Source organism: Rhizobium sp. 01L419, assembly GCF_056400025.1.
Map to the genome: position 1 here is coordinate 15,089 of NZ_JBFTSM010000007.1, position 16,404 is coordinate 31,492.

15 protein-coding genes are annotated in these 16,404 nt (G+C 60.0%); 5 read left to right on the top strand and 10 right to left on the bottom strand.

What is annotated here, in order from left to right; genetic code table 11:
* Positions 1 to 10 precede the first annotated feature (10 nt).
* Positions 11 to 346, top strand: coding sequence for a hypothetical protein (locus AC1DUP_RS15060; RefSeq protein WP_007823108.1), 336 nt, complete (start codon positions 11 to 13; stop codon positions 344 to 346).
* Positions 347 to 1,041: 695 nt separating this feature from the next.
* The gene (locus AC1DUP_RS15065) at positions 1,042 to 4,440 is read left to right on the top strand and encodes a hypothetical protein (RefSeq protein WP_477833046.1); all 3,399 of its coding nucleotides are present in this window, start codon (positions 1,042 to 1,044) and stop codon (positions 4,438 to 4,440) included.
* A gap of 107 nt (positions 4,441 to 4,547) precedes the next feature.
* Here the strand turns inward: AC1DUP_RS15065 and AC1DUP_RS15070 are convergent, their stop codons facing one another.
* The 7 genes from AC1DUP_RS15070 to AC1DUP_RS15100 all read right to left on the bottom strand — a co-directional run bounded on the left by AC1DUP_RS15070 (position 4,548) and on the right by AC1DUP_RS15100 (position 9,993).
* On the bottom strand, positions 4,548 to 5,375 hold the full coding sequence (locus AC1DUP_RS15070) for a shikimate dehydrogenase family protein (RefSeq protein WP_477833047.1): 828 nt from the start codon (positions 5,373 to 5,375) through the stop codon (positions 4,548 to 4,550).
* Positions 5,368 to 6,423 carry a Gfo/Idh/MocA family protein gene (locus AC1DUP_RS15075; protein ID WP_477833048.1) on the bottom strand — a complete coding sequence of 352 codons (1,056 nt, stop codon included), beginning with the start codon at positions 6,421 to 6,423 and terminating at the stop codon, positions 5,368 to 5,370. Before AC1DUP_RS15075 ends, AC1DUP_RS15070 begins: the two co-directional genes overlap by 8 nt.
* 29 nt (positions 6,424 to 6,452) lie before the next feature.
* Positions 6,453 to 7,181, bottom strand: coding sequence for an amino acid ABC transporter ATP-binding protein (locus AC1DUP_RS15080; RefSeq protein ID WP_113297108.1), 729 nt, complete (start codon positions 7,179 to 7,181; stop codon positions 6,453 to 6,455).
* A gap of 97 nt (positions 7,182 to 7,278) precedes the next feature.
* Complete coding sequence (locus AC1DUP_RS15085) at positions 7,279 to 7,923, bottom strand: amino acid ABC transporter permease (RefSeq protein ID WP_113296992.1); 645 nt, start codon at positions 7,921 to 7,923, stop codon at positions 7,279 to 7,281.
* Between the two features lie 10 nt (positions 7,924 to 7,933).
* Positions 7,934 to 8,602: an amino acid ABC transporter permease gene (locus tag AC1DUP_RS15090; RefSeq protein ID WP_113310895.1), complete on the bottom strand. Its 669-nt coding sequence runs from the start codon at positions 8,600 to 8,602 to the stop codon at positions 7,934 to 7,936.
* A complete protein-coding gene (aroQ, locus tag AC1DUP_RS15095) occupies positions 8,599 to 9,051 on the bottom strand; it encodes a type II 3-dehydroquinate dehydratase (RefSeq protein WP_477833049.1) in 453 nt (150 codons plus the stop codon). Before aroQ ends, AC1DUP_RS15090 begins: the two co-directional genes overlap by 4 nt.
* 111 nt (positions 9,052 to 9,162) lie before the next feature.
* Complete coding sequence (locus tag AC1DUP_RS15100; protein WP_113296989.1) at positions 9,163 to 9,993, bottom strand: transporter substrate-binding domain-containing protein; 831 nt, start codon at positions 9,991 to 9,993, stop codon at positions 9,163 to 9,165.
* 248 nt (positions 9,994 to 10,241) lie between these two features.
* Between AC1DUP_RS15100 and AC1DUP_RS15105 the strand changes: the two genes are divergently transcribed.
* Positions 10,242 to 12,149 carry a bifunctional sugar phosphate isomerase/epimerase/4-hydroxyphenylpyruvate dioxygenase family protein gene (locus AC1DUP_RS15105; protein WP_477833050.1) on the top strand — a complete coding sequence of 636 codons (1,908 nt, stop codon included), beginning with the start codon at positions 10,242 to 10,244 and terminating at the stop codon, positions 12,147 to 12,149.
* Between the two features lie 300 nt (positions 12,150 to 12,449).
* On the opposite strand, the gene AC1DUP_RS15110 is transcribed toward AC1DUP_RS15105, so the two are convergent.
* The 3 genes from AC1DUP_RS15110 to AC1DUP_RS15120 form a co-directional block, all read right to left on the bottom strand.
* The gene (locus AC1DUP_RS15110; RefSeq protein ID WP_113312203.1) at positions 12,450 to 13,142 is read right to left on the bottom strand and encodes a GntR family transcriptional regulator; all 693 of its coding nucleotides are present in this window, start codon (positions 13,140 to 13,142) and stop codon (positions 12,450 to 12,452) included.
* Positions 13,142 to 13,843, bottom strand: coding sequence for a GntR family transcriptional regulator (locus AC1DUP_RS15115; protein WP_113510457.1), 702 nt, complete (start codon positions 13,841 to 13,843; stop codon positions 13,142 to 13,144). The genes AC1DUP_RS15110 and AC1DUP_RS15115 overlap by 1 nt, the downstream gene beginning before the upstream one ends.
* 171 nt (positions 13,844 to 14,014) lie before the next feature.
* Positions 14,015 to 15,145 (bottom strand): acyltransferase family protein, encoded by a 1,131-nt coding sequence (locus AC1DUP_RS15120; RefSeq protein ID WP_113296984.1) that lies wholly within the window; start codon positions 15,143 to 15,145, stop codon positions 14,015 to 14,017.
* 350 nt (positions 15,146 to 15,495) lie between these two features.
* Between AC1DUP_RS15120 and AC1DUP_RS15125 the strand changes: the two genes are divergently transcribed.
* On the top strand, positions 15,496 to 15,756 hold the full coding sequence (locus AC1DUP_RS15125; RefSeq protein WP_113296983.1) for a KTSC domain-containing protein: 261 nt from the start codon (positions 15,496 to 15,498) through the stop codon (positions 15,754 to 15,756).
* Positions 15,757 to 15,987: 231 nt separating this feature from the next.
* Positions 15,988 to 16,392: a hypothetical protein gene (locus AC1DUP_RS15130; protein ID WP_477833051.1), complete on the top strand. Its 405-nt coding sequence runs from the start codon at positions 15,988 to 15,990 to the stop codon at positions 16,390 to 16,392.
* Positions 16,393 to 16,404: the final 12 nt, after the last annotated feature.

Consider the following 16,404-nt stretch of genomic DNA (forward strand, 5'->3'; position numbering starts at 1 on the left):
GGGTTATCCAATGAAAAAACTCATTCTCGCCGCGGCGCTTGCCGCAGCGCTCACGTCCTGCGCGAAAAGACCTGACGCCATCGTGCAGGCCGATATCCCGATGCAGGCCTACACCAATCTCAGCTGTCCGCAGATCGCCAGCGAACACAGCAAGGAAAAGGTGAAGCTCGACGGCCTCTCGAAACAGCAGATCTCGGCTGCCAATGGCGACGCGTTTGGTGTGTTCCTGGTGGGAGTGCCGATCGGCAGCGTGGCCGGTGGGGACAAGGAAGGCGAGGTTGCGGTGTCGAAGGGTAAGGTTTCGGCGATGGAGAGTGCGGCTTTGTCGAAGGGGTGTAAGTTGTAGGTGAGGGGTGGGGAGTAAAGAGTGGGAAGTCGGCGGCAAGGGCAGCGGCTGGCTACCTCTCCATCGTCATCTCTGTGTCCTGGCGCTAGCGCCAAGGATGTTACAGAGATCCAGCCGCCGCGCGTCGGCGCGATGGTGGAACAGTAACGACTGCTCGCGCTACCAAACTCGAAATAAACTACCCGCAATCATGGCTAGAAATTATGTATCAATGCACCGATCATGAGTGAAAGAATGAGCCGTTTCTGATATCGTGAGAATCAACTAACCAAGGCAATATTCTGAACCACCATCACTGATCCATGTTCGATGTCACATCCGACGAAATCGCCCAGCTCAACGACACTGACCTGAGGGAACTCGTCGGGCGCCTGTGCGAGGCCGAGATTTCAAGTCGAGGCCTTTCGCCTGCGGCTGTGACTTGGGGTGGTAGTCAGACTGCTGCAGATGGTGGCCTAGATGTTCGAGTTGCATTGAAGCGCGGAGTAGCCGTTGACGGATTCATTCCGCGCACTTCGACAGGCTTCCAAGTAAAAACGCCAGATATGCCGAGGACAGAGATCCTACGTGAAATGCGTCCTACCGGGCGCATTCGGCCTGTTATTCAAGAACTGGCCGACGAAGCCGGTGCATATATCATCGTCAGTTCACATGGTTCTACAGCCGACACTCCTCTTCGTAATCGGCGAAGCGCGATGCGTGAAGCACTGATGGACGTTACCAATGCCGGCAAGCTCGAAACCGACTTCTATGATCGCACGCGCTTGGCAACCTGGGTAAGACGTCATCCTGGTCTTATAACCTGGGTCAAGGAGCGCGTGGGTCGTTCTGTGATCGGCTGGAGACCCTATGCAGCGTGGAGCGGCGCGGCAGAAGGCGTCGAGTCCGAATATCTGGTTGATGACAAACTACGTCTTCATCTGGGCAGCCATCATGAGTCCGCGGCGCAGCCGGTGACAGAAGCCATAGATGCATTTCGTGACGAACTTTCTCAGGCCGGCAAAGTGGTGCGTCTCGTTGGTCTCTCTGGTGTTGGGAAGACCCGCCTTGTACAGGCACTGTTCGATGCCCGGATCGGATTCCGCCCGCTTCCGCCATCGCTTGCGATTTACACTAACCTTAATGACAATCCGGATCCTCAGCCAACTGGTCTTGCGTCTGATCTAATCGCAAATCGCGCCCGCGCGATACTGATTGTCGACAATTGCCCACCGGACCTTCACAGGAGACTGTCGGAACTGTGCTCCGCGCCGAGCAGTACGCTCAGTGTTCTCACTGTTGAATACGATGTTCGCGACGATCATCAGGAAGGAACCCACGTTGTTACTCTGGACACGTCTTCTCCCGAGTTAATCGAGAAATTGGTGAGGCGGCGCTACCCGCATCTTTCTCAGGTCGACGCGCGTACTATTTCCGAGGCGTCCGGCGGTAACGCACGGATCGCTGTTGCGCTTGCAAGTACGGTAGAGCGGTCCGAATCCATTGCTGGCCTTTCGGACGATGAGCTTTTCCAACGTCTGTTCCGTCAACGGCATGATCCGAACGACGCTTTGCTGCGGGCCGCGCAGGTTTGCGCGCTGGTTTACTCTTTCCAAGGCGAAGCATTCACCGGGGAGGAGGCAGAGCTGCCGCGCCTAGCTTTGCTGGCAAATCAAGCGCCTCAGGAGCTCTACCGCTATGTCGGGGAGTTGCTTCGCCGCGACCTCGTCCAGCAGCGAAATGTATGGCGAGCTGTGTTGCCGCACGCCATTGCAAACCGGCTGGCCGCCCGCGCGCTCGAAGACATACCTTTTGATTTCATAAACGAACAGCTCGTAAGCGGTGGAACGGATCGCCTTGCGCGCTCATTCTCTCGACGGCTGTCGTTCCTGCATCAGCATCCTCGAGCGATAGCAATAGCTGAAAAATGGCTTGCATCTGGAGGCCTCCTGGGCGACGCGGGGGGGCTTAACGACCTTGGTCGAACGATGTTTGAAAATATTGCGCCGGTGGCGCCAGGAGATGCGCTAGCGGCTTTGGAGCGGGCGGATCGCAGCAGTCTGGCGAGACACACACTAATATGGCCAAGATACCGGTTGTTATTGCGCTCGTTGGCTTATGACCCCATCTTGTTCGAACGGAGCTGCTTCCTCCTCGTGCAAGCCGCGACCCAAAATATGGACCACCGAGACGCCAAAGAGGCTTCTGACACGTTTGCGTCCCTATTCAATATTCACCTTTCTGGGACACATGCCACGGCCGAGCAACGGTTGCGCGTAATCGAAGGTCTGCTTCGATCAGGTGAGGAAAATAAGCGTTCGCTCGGATTGGCAGCACTCAGGAATTATTTGAAGACGACACACTTCAGCGCTGCCTACGGCTTTGAGTTCGGGGCACGTTCAAGGGATTACGGCTATTGGCCTCGAAGCGACGGGGAAGTAGCCGGCTGGTATAGCGGTGCGCTGTCGCTGATCAGAAAACTGGCGCTTGTCGAGGGCGATCTCAAATCCGAGTTGCGCGATCTATTGGCTCAAAATTTGCGTGGTTTGTGGACCGCTGCGCGAGTGCATGACGAACTGGAGAAACTGTGCTTCGAGTTTGCGAGTGAGGCTTTCTGGCGAGAGGGGTGGGCAGCGTGCCGTCAAACGATACGCTTCGATAAAAACCGGCTCTCTTCCGACGAGGTTTCGCGGCTAAGCGCTCTTGAAGCTAAACTGAGGCCGTCAAATCTCCCGCAACGTGTTCAAGCGATCGTTTTAGGAGACAGATCCTTCGGTTTCGACTTGGAAGATATGGAGCCCGACGATGACATTGCGAGCCAATACGAGCGGCTGGAGGCGCTCGCTTACGAACTTGGCGTTGCCGTTGCATCCGACGATGCTGCATTCGAGATGCTAATGCCCAGCCTGTTGCTCGGAGGAATACGGACATGGTCTTTTGGCCGTGGACTCGCAAGCGCTTCGACAGACTGCCGAGGCACGTGGGTAGAACTTCTGAAACAGCTTGAGCAAGTTCCTCTCGAACAGCGCAATATCCAGGTGCTCAAGGGTTATCTTGCCGAACTATCCCGACGCGAACGCGATCTGGCCCAGGAATTTCTTGATACGGCATTCGACCAGACCGTCTTGCTCCCATTCGTTCCAGCATTGAATTTCGCAGTGGGCCTCGATGCGCGCGGTGTTGAGCGCCTGAAGCAAGCGCTCAGTTCCAGTCAAGCGCCGGTGTGGACGTATCGAGACTTGGCGTATGGGCGAGCGACGGAGCACCTATCGGGCAGCGATCTTAGAGATTTGCTTGTGCGCATCATGCAGCAATCTGGCGGTATAGATGTCGCGGTCGAAATACTTTCGATGCACGTACACTTGGAAAGCTCCGAAAGACGGAAACACGAACCGCAAGTTCTCCAGGCTGGCCAAGAGCTTCTCCAACGAATTAGGTTCGGGAAGGATGATCAACGTGATGACTACAATTTGGCAAGTATCGCACGCGCCTGTTTAACGGGGCCGGAAGCTGGCCCGATTGCGGCAGAAGTCGCTAGGAGATTGAGGCAGGCCGTCGCCGCCTACGAGACTTACGCCTTCGACAATGACGGTCTGCTTGGTGCGCTGCTTTGCACCCAGCCTATCGCTGTCTTGGACGCATTGTTCGGCAACGAGTGCGGGCGTGATGTTAACCTAGGTGTCTTTGACTATCTGGATGATCATCGCACCAACCCTGCAGACGAAATACCCCGCAGTGTACTCACCGATTGGTGTAATCGAGATCCTAGTATTCGCTATCCGATCGCAGCCTCGTTCATAACATTCGCGCGTAGCGTTGAGAAAGATGGGCCACGAGTGTGGTCTGAACAGGCGAGAGCCCTCCTTACTCAGGCCACCAGTCCTAAAAGCGTATTGAATGCATTTATCGAACGGTTTCAACCGTCGAGTTGGAGTGGGTCGCTTGCTGCGCAAATTGAGGCGAATTTGCGGCTCCTTGATGATGTGGAAGGGTTGATTCCAGCTGACCAAATATCCTTTGTGATCGATGAAAAAAAACGGCTTACACGGGAGATTGCCGAGCAGCGAGAGTGGGAAACCAAGCGGGACCGTAACCGAGACGAACGGTTTGAATGAGTCTTCAGGTCGCAGTGAGAGAGCTAGGTCTCTTCGGTCTTCAAGAAACGTTGTGAACAGAGCGCGCTGCCTGACGCTTTGGCATTTCGATGGAGCTCTCGCATCCCTCACAACCGCGCCACCCGCCTCAAATGCTCCGCGGTCGTCGTCGCAAACCCAAAAAACTCCAGATAGGCCGGTATCTGCTCAAACAGCATATCCGTCCCCACCTGATACCGGCACCCTCGCTCCCTTGCGGCCGCGAGAAACGGCGTGATCTCCTCCTTCATCACCACTTCGCCAACGAACATCTCGGATGAGAGCCGCGTCACATCCAGCGGCAGCGGGTCATCCTTGCGCATGCCGAGCGGCGTGGCGTTGATGACGATGTCGAAGCCATCCGGGTCGTTGGAGCCGGTGGTGACCCTGGTTGCGGGGTAGTAGGTGTTGAGGCGGGCTTTCAGGCCTTCGAGGGCGGCCTTGTTGTCGTCGTGGAGTGCCAGGTGGCCGATGGCGGCGCTGGCTAGCGAGGCGGCGATGGCCGAGCCTACGCCGCCGGCGCCGATGAGGAGGGCTTTGGCGCCTGCGATGGTCTGGCCCTTGCGCTTGAGGCCGCGGACAAAACCTTCGCCGTCGAACATGTCGCCGATCAGGCTGCCGTCCTTGCCGAGCTTGATGGCGTTGCAGGAGCCGGCGACGCGGGCGTTGGTGGAGATCTCGTCGAGCAGATCCAGGGTCGGGATCTTGTGCGGCATGGTGATGAGGGCGCCGTGGATGTTGGACAGGCGGAAGACGAGTTTCAGGAAGGCGGGGTAGTCTTCCGGCCGGCAGCCCATCGGCACGACGACGGCGTCGATGTCCTGTTCCTCGAAATAGGGGTTGTAGATTAGCGGCGCCTTGAAGCTTTCCGTCGGGTAGCCGAGATGGGCGATCAGCCTTGTGGTGCCGCTAATCATGAGATTTGCCTTTTTTGAATATAGTCCTTCCCGTGCCGGCGGATGCCTTGATCGCCTCGATGACCTCAAGGGTCGCAAGCCCTTCACGGCCGCTGACGAGGGGCGCGGCCGTCCCTTCGATGACATCGCAGAAATGCTGGAGCTGCAAAGTCAGCGGATCGGCCGGGGTGACGGGCAGGCGTTCTTCGGTGAGTTTTTCGCGCCAGTCGGGGCGGCCGGCATTGGTCCAGAGCGTGAGATCGGGGATGGCGAGCGCGCCTTCGGTGCCGCCGATCTGGTAGCAGAACTGGTCTTCCCGGGGGAAGCCGGGGTTTTCGCCTGAGGTCCGCTCCCAGCTCCAGGGCGAGGGCACGGCATCCGACGCGCTGAGGGTGGCGAGCGCGCCGCTTTCGAAACGCAGGAGCACGACGGCGGTGTCTTCGACCGCATGGCCGCGGGCGGCATTGGATTCCATCGCATGCACGCTTTCGACTTCGCCGAAGAGATGGCGGAAGAGATCGACATCATGGATGAGGTTGATGAAGATCGGCCCGGCGCCGGGTTCGCGGCGCCATGTCACCTCGAAATAGTCATCGGGCTTGGCGACCCAGAAGCTGCCATGCACGGAGCGGATGCGGCCGAGCCGGCCGCTGTCGATGAGGTGTTTGGCCTGCCTGATAATGGGATTATGGCGGCGGTGGTGACCGACCAGGATGGGCACGCCGGCCCGTTCTGCGCGGCTCACAAGGCCTGCGGCTGCCCTGGCATCGTCAGCAACAGGTTTTTCGATGAGAACGGGGATACCTGCTGCCACCACATCGTCAGCGTTTGCCACATGCAGCTGGTTCGGCGTTGCGACGATGACGCCATCGGGCCGCGTGTTTGCCAGCGCTTCGGCAAGGCTTGCAAACCAGGGGAGGCCGTTTTCGCGGGCTTCGTCGCGGGCGGCGGGCGAGGGGTCGATGATGGCGGCAAGGGTGGTGCGCGGCTCTGATATCACGCCTTCGATATGGCGCTTGCCGATCAGCCCGGCGCCCATGATGGCTATCTCAAGGGGGCGTTTTGACATGGAGCTTCTCCCTGAAGCCGCGGGGCGGGCTAGTTGCGCAGGATTTCGCCGAGGAATTTGCGGGTGCGCTCGTGGCGCGGATTGGTGAAGAACTCGGCCGGTGCCGCTTCCTCGACGATTGCGCCGCTCGCCATGAAGATCACCCGGTTGGCGACCTGGCGGGCGAAGCCCATTTCATGGGTCACGCAGATCATCGTCATGCCTTCCTCGGCAAGGCCGATCATCGTATCCAGCACTTCCTTGACCATCTCGGGGTCGAGTGCCGAGGTCGGCTCGTCGAAGAGCATCACCTTGGGCCGCATGCAGAGTGCGCGCGCTATCGCCACGCGCTGCTGCTGGCCGCCCGACAGCTGCACCGGGAATTTATCGGCCTGTTCGCCGATCTTGACGCGGGCGAGCAGCGTGCGGGCGCGCTCTTCGGCTTCGGCTTTGGAAATGCCGAGTGCGCGCATCGGCGCCAGCATGCAGTTCTGCAGCACGGTGAGATGCGGGAAGAGGTTGAACTGCTGGAAGACCATGCCGACCTCGCGCCTGATTGCGTCGATCGCCTTGGCCTGATTGCCGAGCAATATGCCGCCGACGCGGATCTCGCCCTTCTCGTAGGTCTCCAGATGGTTGATGCAGCGGATCAGTGTCGATTTTCCGCTGCCGGAGGGGCCGCAGAGCACGATGCGCTCCCCCCGGTGGACGGTGATGTTGATATCGTGCAGGGCCTGGAAAGCGCCGTACCATTTCTCCACATGGCTCATGGTGATCATGGTTTCGCCAGTCGTGACCAGATTGGGCGTGACCTGATCGGGGGATGGAGCGGGGGCTGCTGTCATGGTCTTTGGTCCAGTTCGTGAGATCGCGGCATCAGCGCGCGTGCGCGGCATTGAAGCGCCGCTCCAGGCGGGCGCCGAAAATGGTCAGCGGGCAGCACATCAGGAAATAGAGGATGCCGACGACGCCGAAGACGGTGAGCGGCTGGAAGATCTGGTTGGAGATGATGTTGCCGGCGCGCGTCAGCTCCGTGAAGCCGACGATGGAGGCGAGCGACGTGCCCTTGATGAGCTGCACCAGGAAGCCGATCGTTGCCGGCAGGGATATGCGCAGCGCCTGCGGCAGGATCACATCCTTCATGCGCGAGACATATTTGAGGCTGAGCGCCTTGGCCGCCTCCGTCTGGCCGCGCGGCACGGCCTCGATTGCGCCGCGCCAGATCTCGCCGAGATAGGCGCTGGCATGCAGCGTCAGGCCGATCGCCACCGCTTCCCAGGCATCGAGCCTGAAGCCGATGAGCGCCAGCCCGTAATAGGTGACGAAAAGCTGCATGAGCAGCGGCGTGCCCTGGAAGACGGCGATATAGGCCGAGGTCAGCCGCTCCAGCCACGGCATGCCGCAGGTGCGCGCGAGCGCCACGCCGAGGCCGGCAATGCAGCCGCAGACGAAGCCGACGGCCGAGAGTAACACGGTCCATTTGAGGCCGATCAGAAGGAAGATGAATTCTTCGCTGCCCATGATGGTGCCCTCACTTGACCGGATAGGTGAAATAACGGGCCGAGAAGAGCGCAAAGAGGCGCATCATCAGCCAGGAGATGATCAGGTAGAAAATCGTGATGGTGAAATAGACCTCGAAGCTGCGGAAACTGTCGGATTCGATGCGCTGGGCGACGGAGGTCAGCTCATAGGCAGAGATGGCCGAGCAGATGCTGGTCGAGAGCGTCAGAAGCACGAACTGGCTCGTCAGCGAGGGGTAGATGGCGCGCAGCGCCGGCTTCAGGATGATCAGCCGGAAGACCTGCACCTTGTGCAGCCCGAGCGCGAGGCCCGCTTCCATCTGGCCGCCCGGAATGGATTGCACGCCGCCCCTGATGATCTCGATCGCATAGGCGCCGCCATTGATGCCGAGCGCGATGATCGCCGTCGGCGTCGGGTCCAGCCGGATGCCGATCAGCGGCAGGGCGAAGAAGAGAAAGAAGATCTGCACCAGGAAGGGCGTGTTGCGAATGATCTCCACAAAGCCGATCACCAGCCAGCGCACCGCCTTGATATGGGAATCCCTCAGCGCCACGCCGCCGATGCCGATGATGACGGCAAGCACCATGCCGCAGATGGCGAGCAGGAAGGTGCCGAGACAGCCGAGCAGCAGGCTCGGCAGGCCATCGATGACGGGGGTGAAATCCAGCTGGTAGTTCATGCTGCTTTTGCCGCTCCCACCATTCCTGCCATGGCCTCTATCGCCAGTTCGTAACCGCGGGCGCCGAAGCCGATCATGATGGCGGTGGCGACGCGCGAGACGAGGGACTTATGATAGATCTCCTCGCGGGCATGGACATTGGAAATATGCAGCTCGATCTTCGGCGCATCGAAGGTTTTCAAGGCATCGAGCAGGGCAATCGAGGTGAAGGTGTAGGCGGCGGGATTGATGATGATGCCGCAGGCCTCCTTGCGGGCCTGATGGATGCTTTCCACCAGTTCACCTTCGAAATTCGTCTGGCGGAAATCGATCGCAAAGCCGAGCGGCTTGGCCCTGGCGAGACACATCTGCCTGATGTCGGCAAGCGTCGTGGAGCCGTAGATGGCGGGCTCGCGTTCGCCGAGCAGATTGAGGTTCGGTCCGTTGAGGACGAAGATGGTTCTGGTCATGTCGCGCACCTCGAACGGGGCAATGCTAGTTGCTTGGTCTTGGGCATAAGGGTGGTGTGGACGGGCGTCGGAACGCCCGCCTTGGTACTCGGATTGTCAGAAACCTGTCGCTCAGCCCGCCGTGAACGAAATGCCCTCGAGGCTCTTCGGGAATTCCGGAACCGGCACCTTCATCCACTTGTCGTAGATCGTCTTCAGCTCGCCATTGGCCTTGATCTTGTCGATGAAGGCGTTGATCGAGGCGTTGAGTTCCTTTTCGCCGAGCCGCGTGCAGGCGCCGTTATAGAGCTTCTGGAATTCCAGCTTGTTTTCGAATTCGCCGGGACGGGCCTTTTCGACGCGGTCCATGTAGAAGATGTTGCCGCCGAGCGCCTCGACCTGGCCTGATACCAGCGCCTGGACGCTTGCCGCATCGCCGTCGAAGCGGCGGATGGTGGCGGTCGGCGGGGCATTCTTGGTGACCTGCGTATCCTGTGCGGCGCCCTTGGCGACCGAGATCGTCATGTTGGCCATATCGTCATTGGTCTTGATCGACTTGTTCTTCGGGCCGATCAGGACGATGGCATTGGCATTGTAGGGCTGGCTGAACTGGACGGCCTTGGCTCGGTCAGGCAGCATCGCCATGGTGGCGAAGAGCACATCGACGCGGCCCGATGTCAGCGCCGGGATGCGGTTATTGACTTCGAGCGGCACGAATTCGACCTCGACACCGAGTTCCTTGGCGTAGGCCGTGGCCATATCGGCGTCAAAGCCATCCTGCTTGCCGGCGCTGGTGACGAAGCCCCATGGCGGATTGTCGCCCTGGATGCCGACGATCAGCTTGCCGCGGGCCTTGATTTCATCCGGGGTGACGGCAGCGGCCGGGTTTGCAAGCCCGATGGCGGCCACGAGAGCGGCGGCACCCAGCATGGCGCCACGCCGCGTCAGCAACGATTTCAGCATTGGAATTCTCCTCCTTTTTTGGCGGTCGCCCAAATTGCTTCAGACGCGACCTCACAGTCATCCTCTCCCGACTGTTCCCCATCATGTTTGCCAGAGGGTCACCCATAAATCAACATAGTTTTTGAAAATCATATGAGACTTTTCATTTGGTCAATTGAATTGAAATCCTCACGACATTCGCCATAATGCCATGAGGAGGGTCGCTGGCCTCAGCCATCGGGCCCGATAACGAGGAGGATTTGTTTGATATGAAGACCTCGATTGCGACAGTATCGGTCAGCGGCGAGCTGCCGGAAAAGCTCGAAGCGATTGCACGCGCCGGCTTCGACGGCGTGGAGATTTTCGAAAACGACTTCCTGGCCTTTGACGGCAGCCCCGCCGATGTCGGCCGAATGGCGCGCGATCTCGGCCTTGTCATCACGCTGTTCCAGCCCTTCCGCGATTTCGAGGGCATGCCGGATACATTGCGCAGCCGCACCTTCGACCGTGCCGAGCGCAAGTTCGACATCATGCAGGAGCTCGGCACCGACATGGTTCTCGTCTGCTCCAATGTCTCGCAGGCAGCGCTTGGCGGCCTCGACCGGGCGGCGGCCGATTTCCGCGAGCTGGGGGAGAGGGCGGCGAAACGCGGGCTGAAGGTGGGATACGAGGCGCTCGCCTGGGGCCGCTATGTCAACGACCACCGCGATGCCTGGGAGATCGTGCGCCGCGCCGACCACGAGAATGTCGGGCTGATCCTCGACAGTTTCCACTCGCTGTCGCGCAAGATCGACATCACGTCCATACGCTCGATCCCGAAGGAAAAGATCTTCATCGTGCAACTGGCCGATGCGCCGCTGATCGACATGGACCTGCTCTACTGGTCCAGGCATTTCCGCAACATGCCGGGCGAGGGTGATCTGCCGGTCACCGAATTCACCGAGGCCGTGGCGTCGACCGGCTATGACGGCTTCTTCTCACTGGAGATCTTCAACGACCAGTTCCGCGGCGGCTCGACACGGGCAATCGCTGCAGACGGGCACCGCTCGCTGATCTACCTTGCCGACCAGATCCGCCGCAAGGTGGAAACGCCGATCGGCATCGAGATGCCTGCCAGAGCCGAGGTCAAGGGCGTCGGCTTCATCGAATTCGCCACCGATGACGAGGAGGCGGTGGAGCTGGTTGGCATCCTGCGGGCACTCGGCTTCCGCAAGGCGGCGGTGCATCGCTCCAAGAAGGTGACGCTCTTCCAGCAGGGCGATATCCGCATCCTCATCAATGTCGATCCCGAAGGTTTTGCCAATGCCGCCTATGCCGTGCACGGCACGTTCGCCTATGCGGTGGCGCTTGTCGTCGAGGATGCGACCGAAGCCTATGCTCGCGCGCTGGCGCTCGATGCCGAGCCCTTCACCCAGGCCGTCGTCGAGGGTGAGCTGCAGCTGCCGGCGATCCGCGGCGTCGGCGGCGGGCTGATCTATCTCATCGATGAGAAAAGCCCGCTCGGCCGCTTTTCGGAGATCGATTTCTTGCCGGTGGCAGAGGAGGGCGCGGAGGGCGATGCAAAGCACGCCGGCGATGCCGGCCTCCTGCACGTCGATCATATCGCCCAGACTGTCGCCTATGACGAAATGCTGACCTGGCTGCTCTTCTACACCTCGATTTTCGAAACCCGCAAAACCCCCATGGTCGATATCATCGATCCCTCCGGCGTGGTGCGCAGCCAGGTGATCGAAAACCAGTCCGGGACGCTGCGCATCACCATGAACGGCGCGGAAAACCGCCGCACGCTTGCCGGCCACTTCATGGCCGAAAAATTCGGCTCCGGAATCCAGCATCTGGCGTTTTCGACCGACGATATCTTCGCCACCGCTGCAGCCTTGCGCGCCAGAGGCTTCAAGCCGCTGCCGATCTCGCCGAACTATTACGACGACGTGGAGGCTCGATTTGGCCTGGAGCCGGAGCTGACCGAGCGGCTGAAGGCGGAGAACATTCTCTATGACAGGGATGGGGAGGGCGAGTATTTCCAGCTCTATAGCGGGACCTATGGGGAGGGCTTCTTCTTCGAGGTGGTGGAGCGGCGGAGCTATCGCGGCTATGGGGCGCCGAACGCGATTTTCCGGATTGCGGCGTTGAAGAAGCAGATGCGGCCGGAGGGGATTCCGAGGGATGCGGGGTGAGGGGTGGTGTCTGTTTAAAGTGATGGGGTGAGGGTTATTGTGGTCAGCCTATCCTTTGTGGAGAATGGGTTTTCTATCGGCCATTCGCGTCAATGGCCCCCTCATCCGACCCTTCGGGCCACCTTCTCCCCCAGGGGAGAAGGGATTTGCCGAACCGTTTCGGCCTTCTCAAAGGCGTCGCACGGCACGTCCCCTCGCCCCATCGGGGAGAGGGTTAGGGTGAGGGGGCTCCGGGCGCTACCAAGGCCATAATCAGCAACAAACTGTAACCCATGTTTCAGGTCGAGAGCGATCCCACTCTCACCCAATCCGCCCACTCGTCAGCACATGCGCCACCCCACTCTGCACATGCCGCCGAATAACCGCTCTTGCACCCTCGACATCCCGCTTCAGCGCCAGCTCGAACAGCAGCTTGTGATCATCCACCACCGCCTTGCCGCGAAAGCTCTGCGCCAGCATGTGATAGCGCAGAAACCGGTCGAAGACCGACGACAGCGTCGCCATCAGCGTCGCCGAATTGCAGGCGGAGACGATTGCCTGGTGGAATTCCCAGTCGTAGCGCACCCAGTCGACGGTGCGTGAGGCGTCGCCTGCCAGGAGCTTCCTCTCGGCGGCTGCCAGCTTGTGGTGGGCGGCGACGATGCGGCCTTCCCATTCCAGGTTTCCGGCGGCAAAGGAGAGGCCGATCGCGTGGGTTTCGAGCACGGTGCGCAGATCCGCCAGCTCTTCCAGCTCCTTGATCGATGCCGGGCTGACCTCGAAGCCGCGCTGGCCCTCGGCAAGCACCAGGTTTTCCATCGCAAGGCGGCTGAGGATCTCGCGCAACGAGGATACGCTGATCGAATAATGCTCCCTGGCCTGTTCGAGCTTGATCTTGGCGCCCGGCGCCAGCGCACCCGAGATGATATCCTGCCGGACCTGCCGGAAGACGACATCGCTGATCGTCTCGGAGGTATCGCCTGCCGTCTTCGGCACTGGTCTTTCGCTGCGCATCAGGCTGTCATCCGCCTGGCCTGCGCGGGCAGGGCCGATAGCAGCCCCTTGCCAAGCGCATGTTCGACGCCCGCCTGGATATGGCGCTGCAGGATCTCTTTGGCGGTCTTGCTGTCGCGCTTGAGGGCGGCCTCCAGAAGCTGCTTGTGCTCCTCTTCGGCGACGCTGCCGCGATAGGAGAGCGCCACCATCTGATAGCGCAGATATTTGTCGAACACGGAAGAATGGGTTTCCATCAGCAGGCGCGAGCCGCAGGCGGCGATCAGCGCCTGGTGGAATTCCCAGTCATAACGCTTCCAGTCCTCGGCATGGCTGGTATCGCCTGTCGCCATCACCTTTTCCATGCGCGCCAGCTTGTAATGGGCCGAGACCAGCTGCGCCTCCCATTCCACATCTCCCTGTTCGAAGGATTGTTCCAGCGCATGTTCTTCGAGCAGCAGCCGCAATGCGGCGATCTCGCGCAGGTCGGCAACGGAAACGCCTGCGACCTCAAACCCCCGCTGCCCTTCGGCAACGACGAGCCCTTCCGAGGTCAGCCGGTTGAGGATTTCGCGCAGCGTGCTGACGCTGGTCTCATAGGCGCCCTTGAGATTCTCAAGCTTCAGTTTCTGCCCGGGCGAAAGCCGCCCGAAGATGATATCCGCCCGAATCTGCCTGTAGCCACTCTCGGCGACGGTTTCCTCGATATCTTCCTGCCGCATACTTGTCTCCGAGATTTTGCATTTTCTCCTATATATAGCGGGAGAACTCGGGTGCGTTCAACGGAAAACGGATTTTGGGGTATAGGGCGGGTAAGGGCGTGCTCCTGCGCGCCGACAGGGCGGGAAGCGCAGCCGTGAGGCCGCGCTATCCGGCGCTTTCGCAGTTGCCTGTCAGGCGGAGGCGCGGGGCTTCGTCAGGCCCTTGCCGATATTCTGACCCGGCATTTCGATGAGGTTATAGCCAACCCAGGCCAGCCCGTAGACGATCGGCATGGTGATGGCCAGGGTCAGAGCCCAGCGCACCGGATTGGAGACGTCGGTCGTCTGGATCAGATAGGCGATGACCGGCTGCATGACCATGAGGTGAATGAGATAGGCACCGAAGGAGAGCTCGCCGAGGCTATGGAAAAAGCCGTTGCCCAGCCAGGAGCCGATCGGCCTGAATATTCTCGCCATTGGTTCCGGCAGGCGGTGCGTATGGATGAAGGCGAAGAAGATCAGGACCAGAACCACCCGCACGATCTCATGCTTCAGGTCGTGTTCGCCACCAATGGGCGCAAGCACCAGAACGACGCTGATTGCCGCAAACTGATAGGCCCGCGCCCTGTCCGTCCTCAGCGCGCCGGCAAGCAGCATGCCGGCCGCAAAGATGTGCATCTTGTAGGCAAGGAAGGTCGGCATCGGAAAATGAACGCCGATCTTGCCCAGCCCATAGGCTATCGCGATGCCAACAACGGCCGCGCCGACAAGGCCCTTGAGCCAGCCGATACGGCCGACCAGGATCATGACGAAGGGCAGGGCGGCATAAAACTGCATTTCGAGGCCGATGCTCCAGTCCGGCAGCGCCGTCCTGTAGGCGAAGTGCGGGCTGAGACCGAAGAGGAAGGTCAGGTGCGCAAGATAATTGGCCAGGCTGCTGTCCAGATAGCGCTCGGCCAGCTGCGGCGTCACGCCATTGAAGCCATCAATCACCATGCGGGCATTGTAGATGAGGGGTCCCAGCGTCAGGGCGGCGACAAGCAGGACGTAATAGAGCGGCGCAATCCGGAAATAGCGCCGTACCCAGAAGGTGATCCAGGTGCTGTTGGCCTCCCACGGCTCCCGATCGCGCCGGCGCTGATAGTGGAAGACCATCAGGAAACCGGACAGCATGATGAAAAGATCAACGCCGAGATCGGGATCGCCTATGACGGGAACCGAGAAGCGGGTGAGGAGGTGAGCATGGCCAACCAGGACCCATAGGGCCGCCAAGCCACGCAGGCCATCGAGGCAATCGACTCGACCACCGGCAACACTCGTCATGTGTGAATTTCCTCTGCTTAAGGTTTGCGTAAGGTTATGGAATTTCAGCATCCACCCGTCAAAGTAAGCGAAATGGACCATTTTTCGAGCGGCGGCACAAGTTTTTATTGCACTGCGGCAAGAAAAGGAGAGCCCTTGAAGCCGCAGCTGGGGCCGCTTTTTACCGCCATCAGATCGCCGATCACCCGCATGACATGCACTCGCCCCGGGTCCTCGGCGGATCATGCACCAGGCATTCGGGGTGCGGAAATTTGAGGACGGGGCGACGGCCTTCGCGTCGACAAGGTATACAAATGCTTGACTATTTTCTTAAGAGTGTTTCCATTGTGCGATGCAGCACAGGAGCGACAATGGAACTCTCGTCAAAGCTGGTGAAATCCGTTGCCTACGACCCGTCGACCGGAGTGCTCGATATCGAGATCCGCCTCAAGGGGCATCGCCGATATTTCAACGTACCCCCGGTCGTGTATGAAAACCTGATCACCGCCACGTCGCCCGGCTGGTATTACACGCGCCATATCCGTGATGCGTTTCCGCGCTCGGCGGAAGGGGCGGAAGGCCGCCTCGGGGCATTCAAGGCGATTCTCGGCCGGCGCGGCCAGTTTTCCTGATCGCGGCGCAGGCGGCGTTCGGCAATCTCACAGCGTCGCCGATCGAGGAAGCGTCTCCCGGCGAAGATTTTTGACCTTGCGTCGCACGGCGAATCGAAGCCAGTCTGGGCTGCTCGGACGGGGGATATCTTGGCCCATAGTTTCAGATCCTGCCTATTTGCCGCAATTGCCGTGACCGTTTCGGCGGGCTTGGCCACGGCTGAGGAAATGCCGGCTTTCTGGAAGAAATCCATGACCAACGATCCGGCGACGAATTATTATGTCAAGCAGGCGATGAAGCCGCTCGACAACCCGGATGCCCAGACATTGAGGGTCGTGAAGCTTGCCAATGCGCTCGGCAATCTCTGCAGCGGCGCGCAGCTGAACAAGAAAGCGCTGTTTTCCTATATGACCGAGACCGGCTTTGCGGACATCAAGGGCAAGGCCTATAACGAAGCCGCCTTCCTTGCCGACAGCACCTTCCGGTATTTCGACTACCGCGCGCTTGCCCATCTCTGCGCCGGAAGCGCTTATCTCTTCGGCCCCAAGGGCCAGCTTGCGCCGGGATTGCTGAAGACCGGCAAGGGCAAGCCGAAGGCGAGCTACGATTCCAGCAATCCCTTTGTTTCTTTGCCGCCACTCGCGAGGAAATCCTGACGGGAGCGAGGG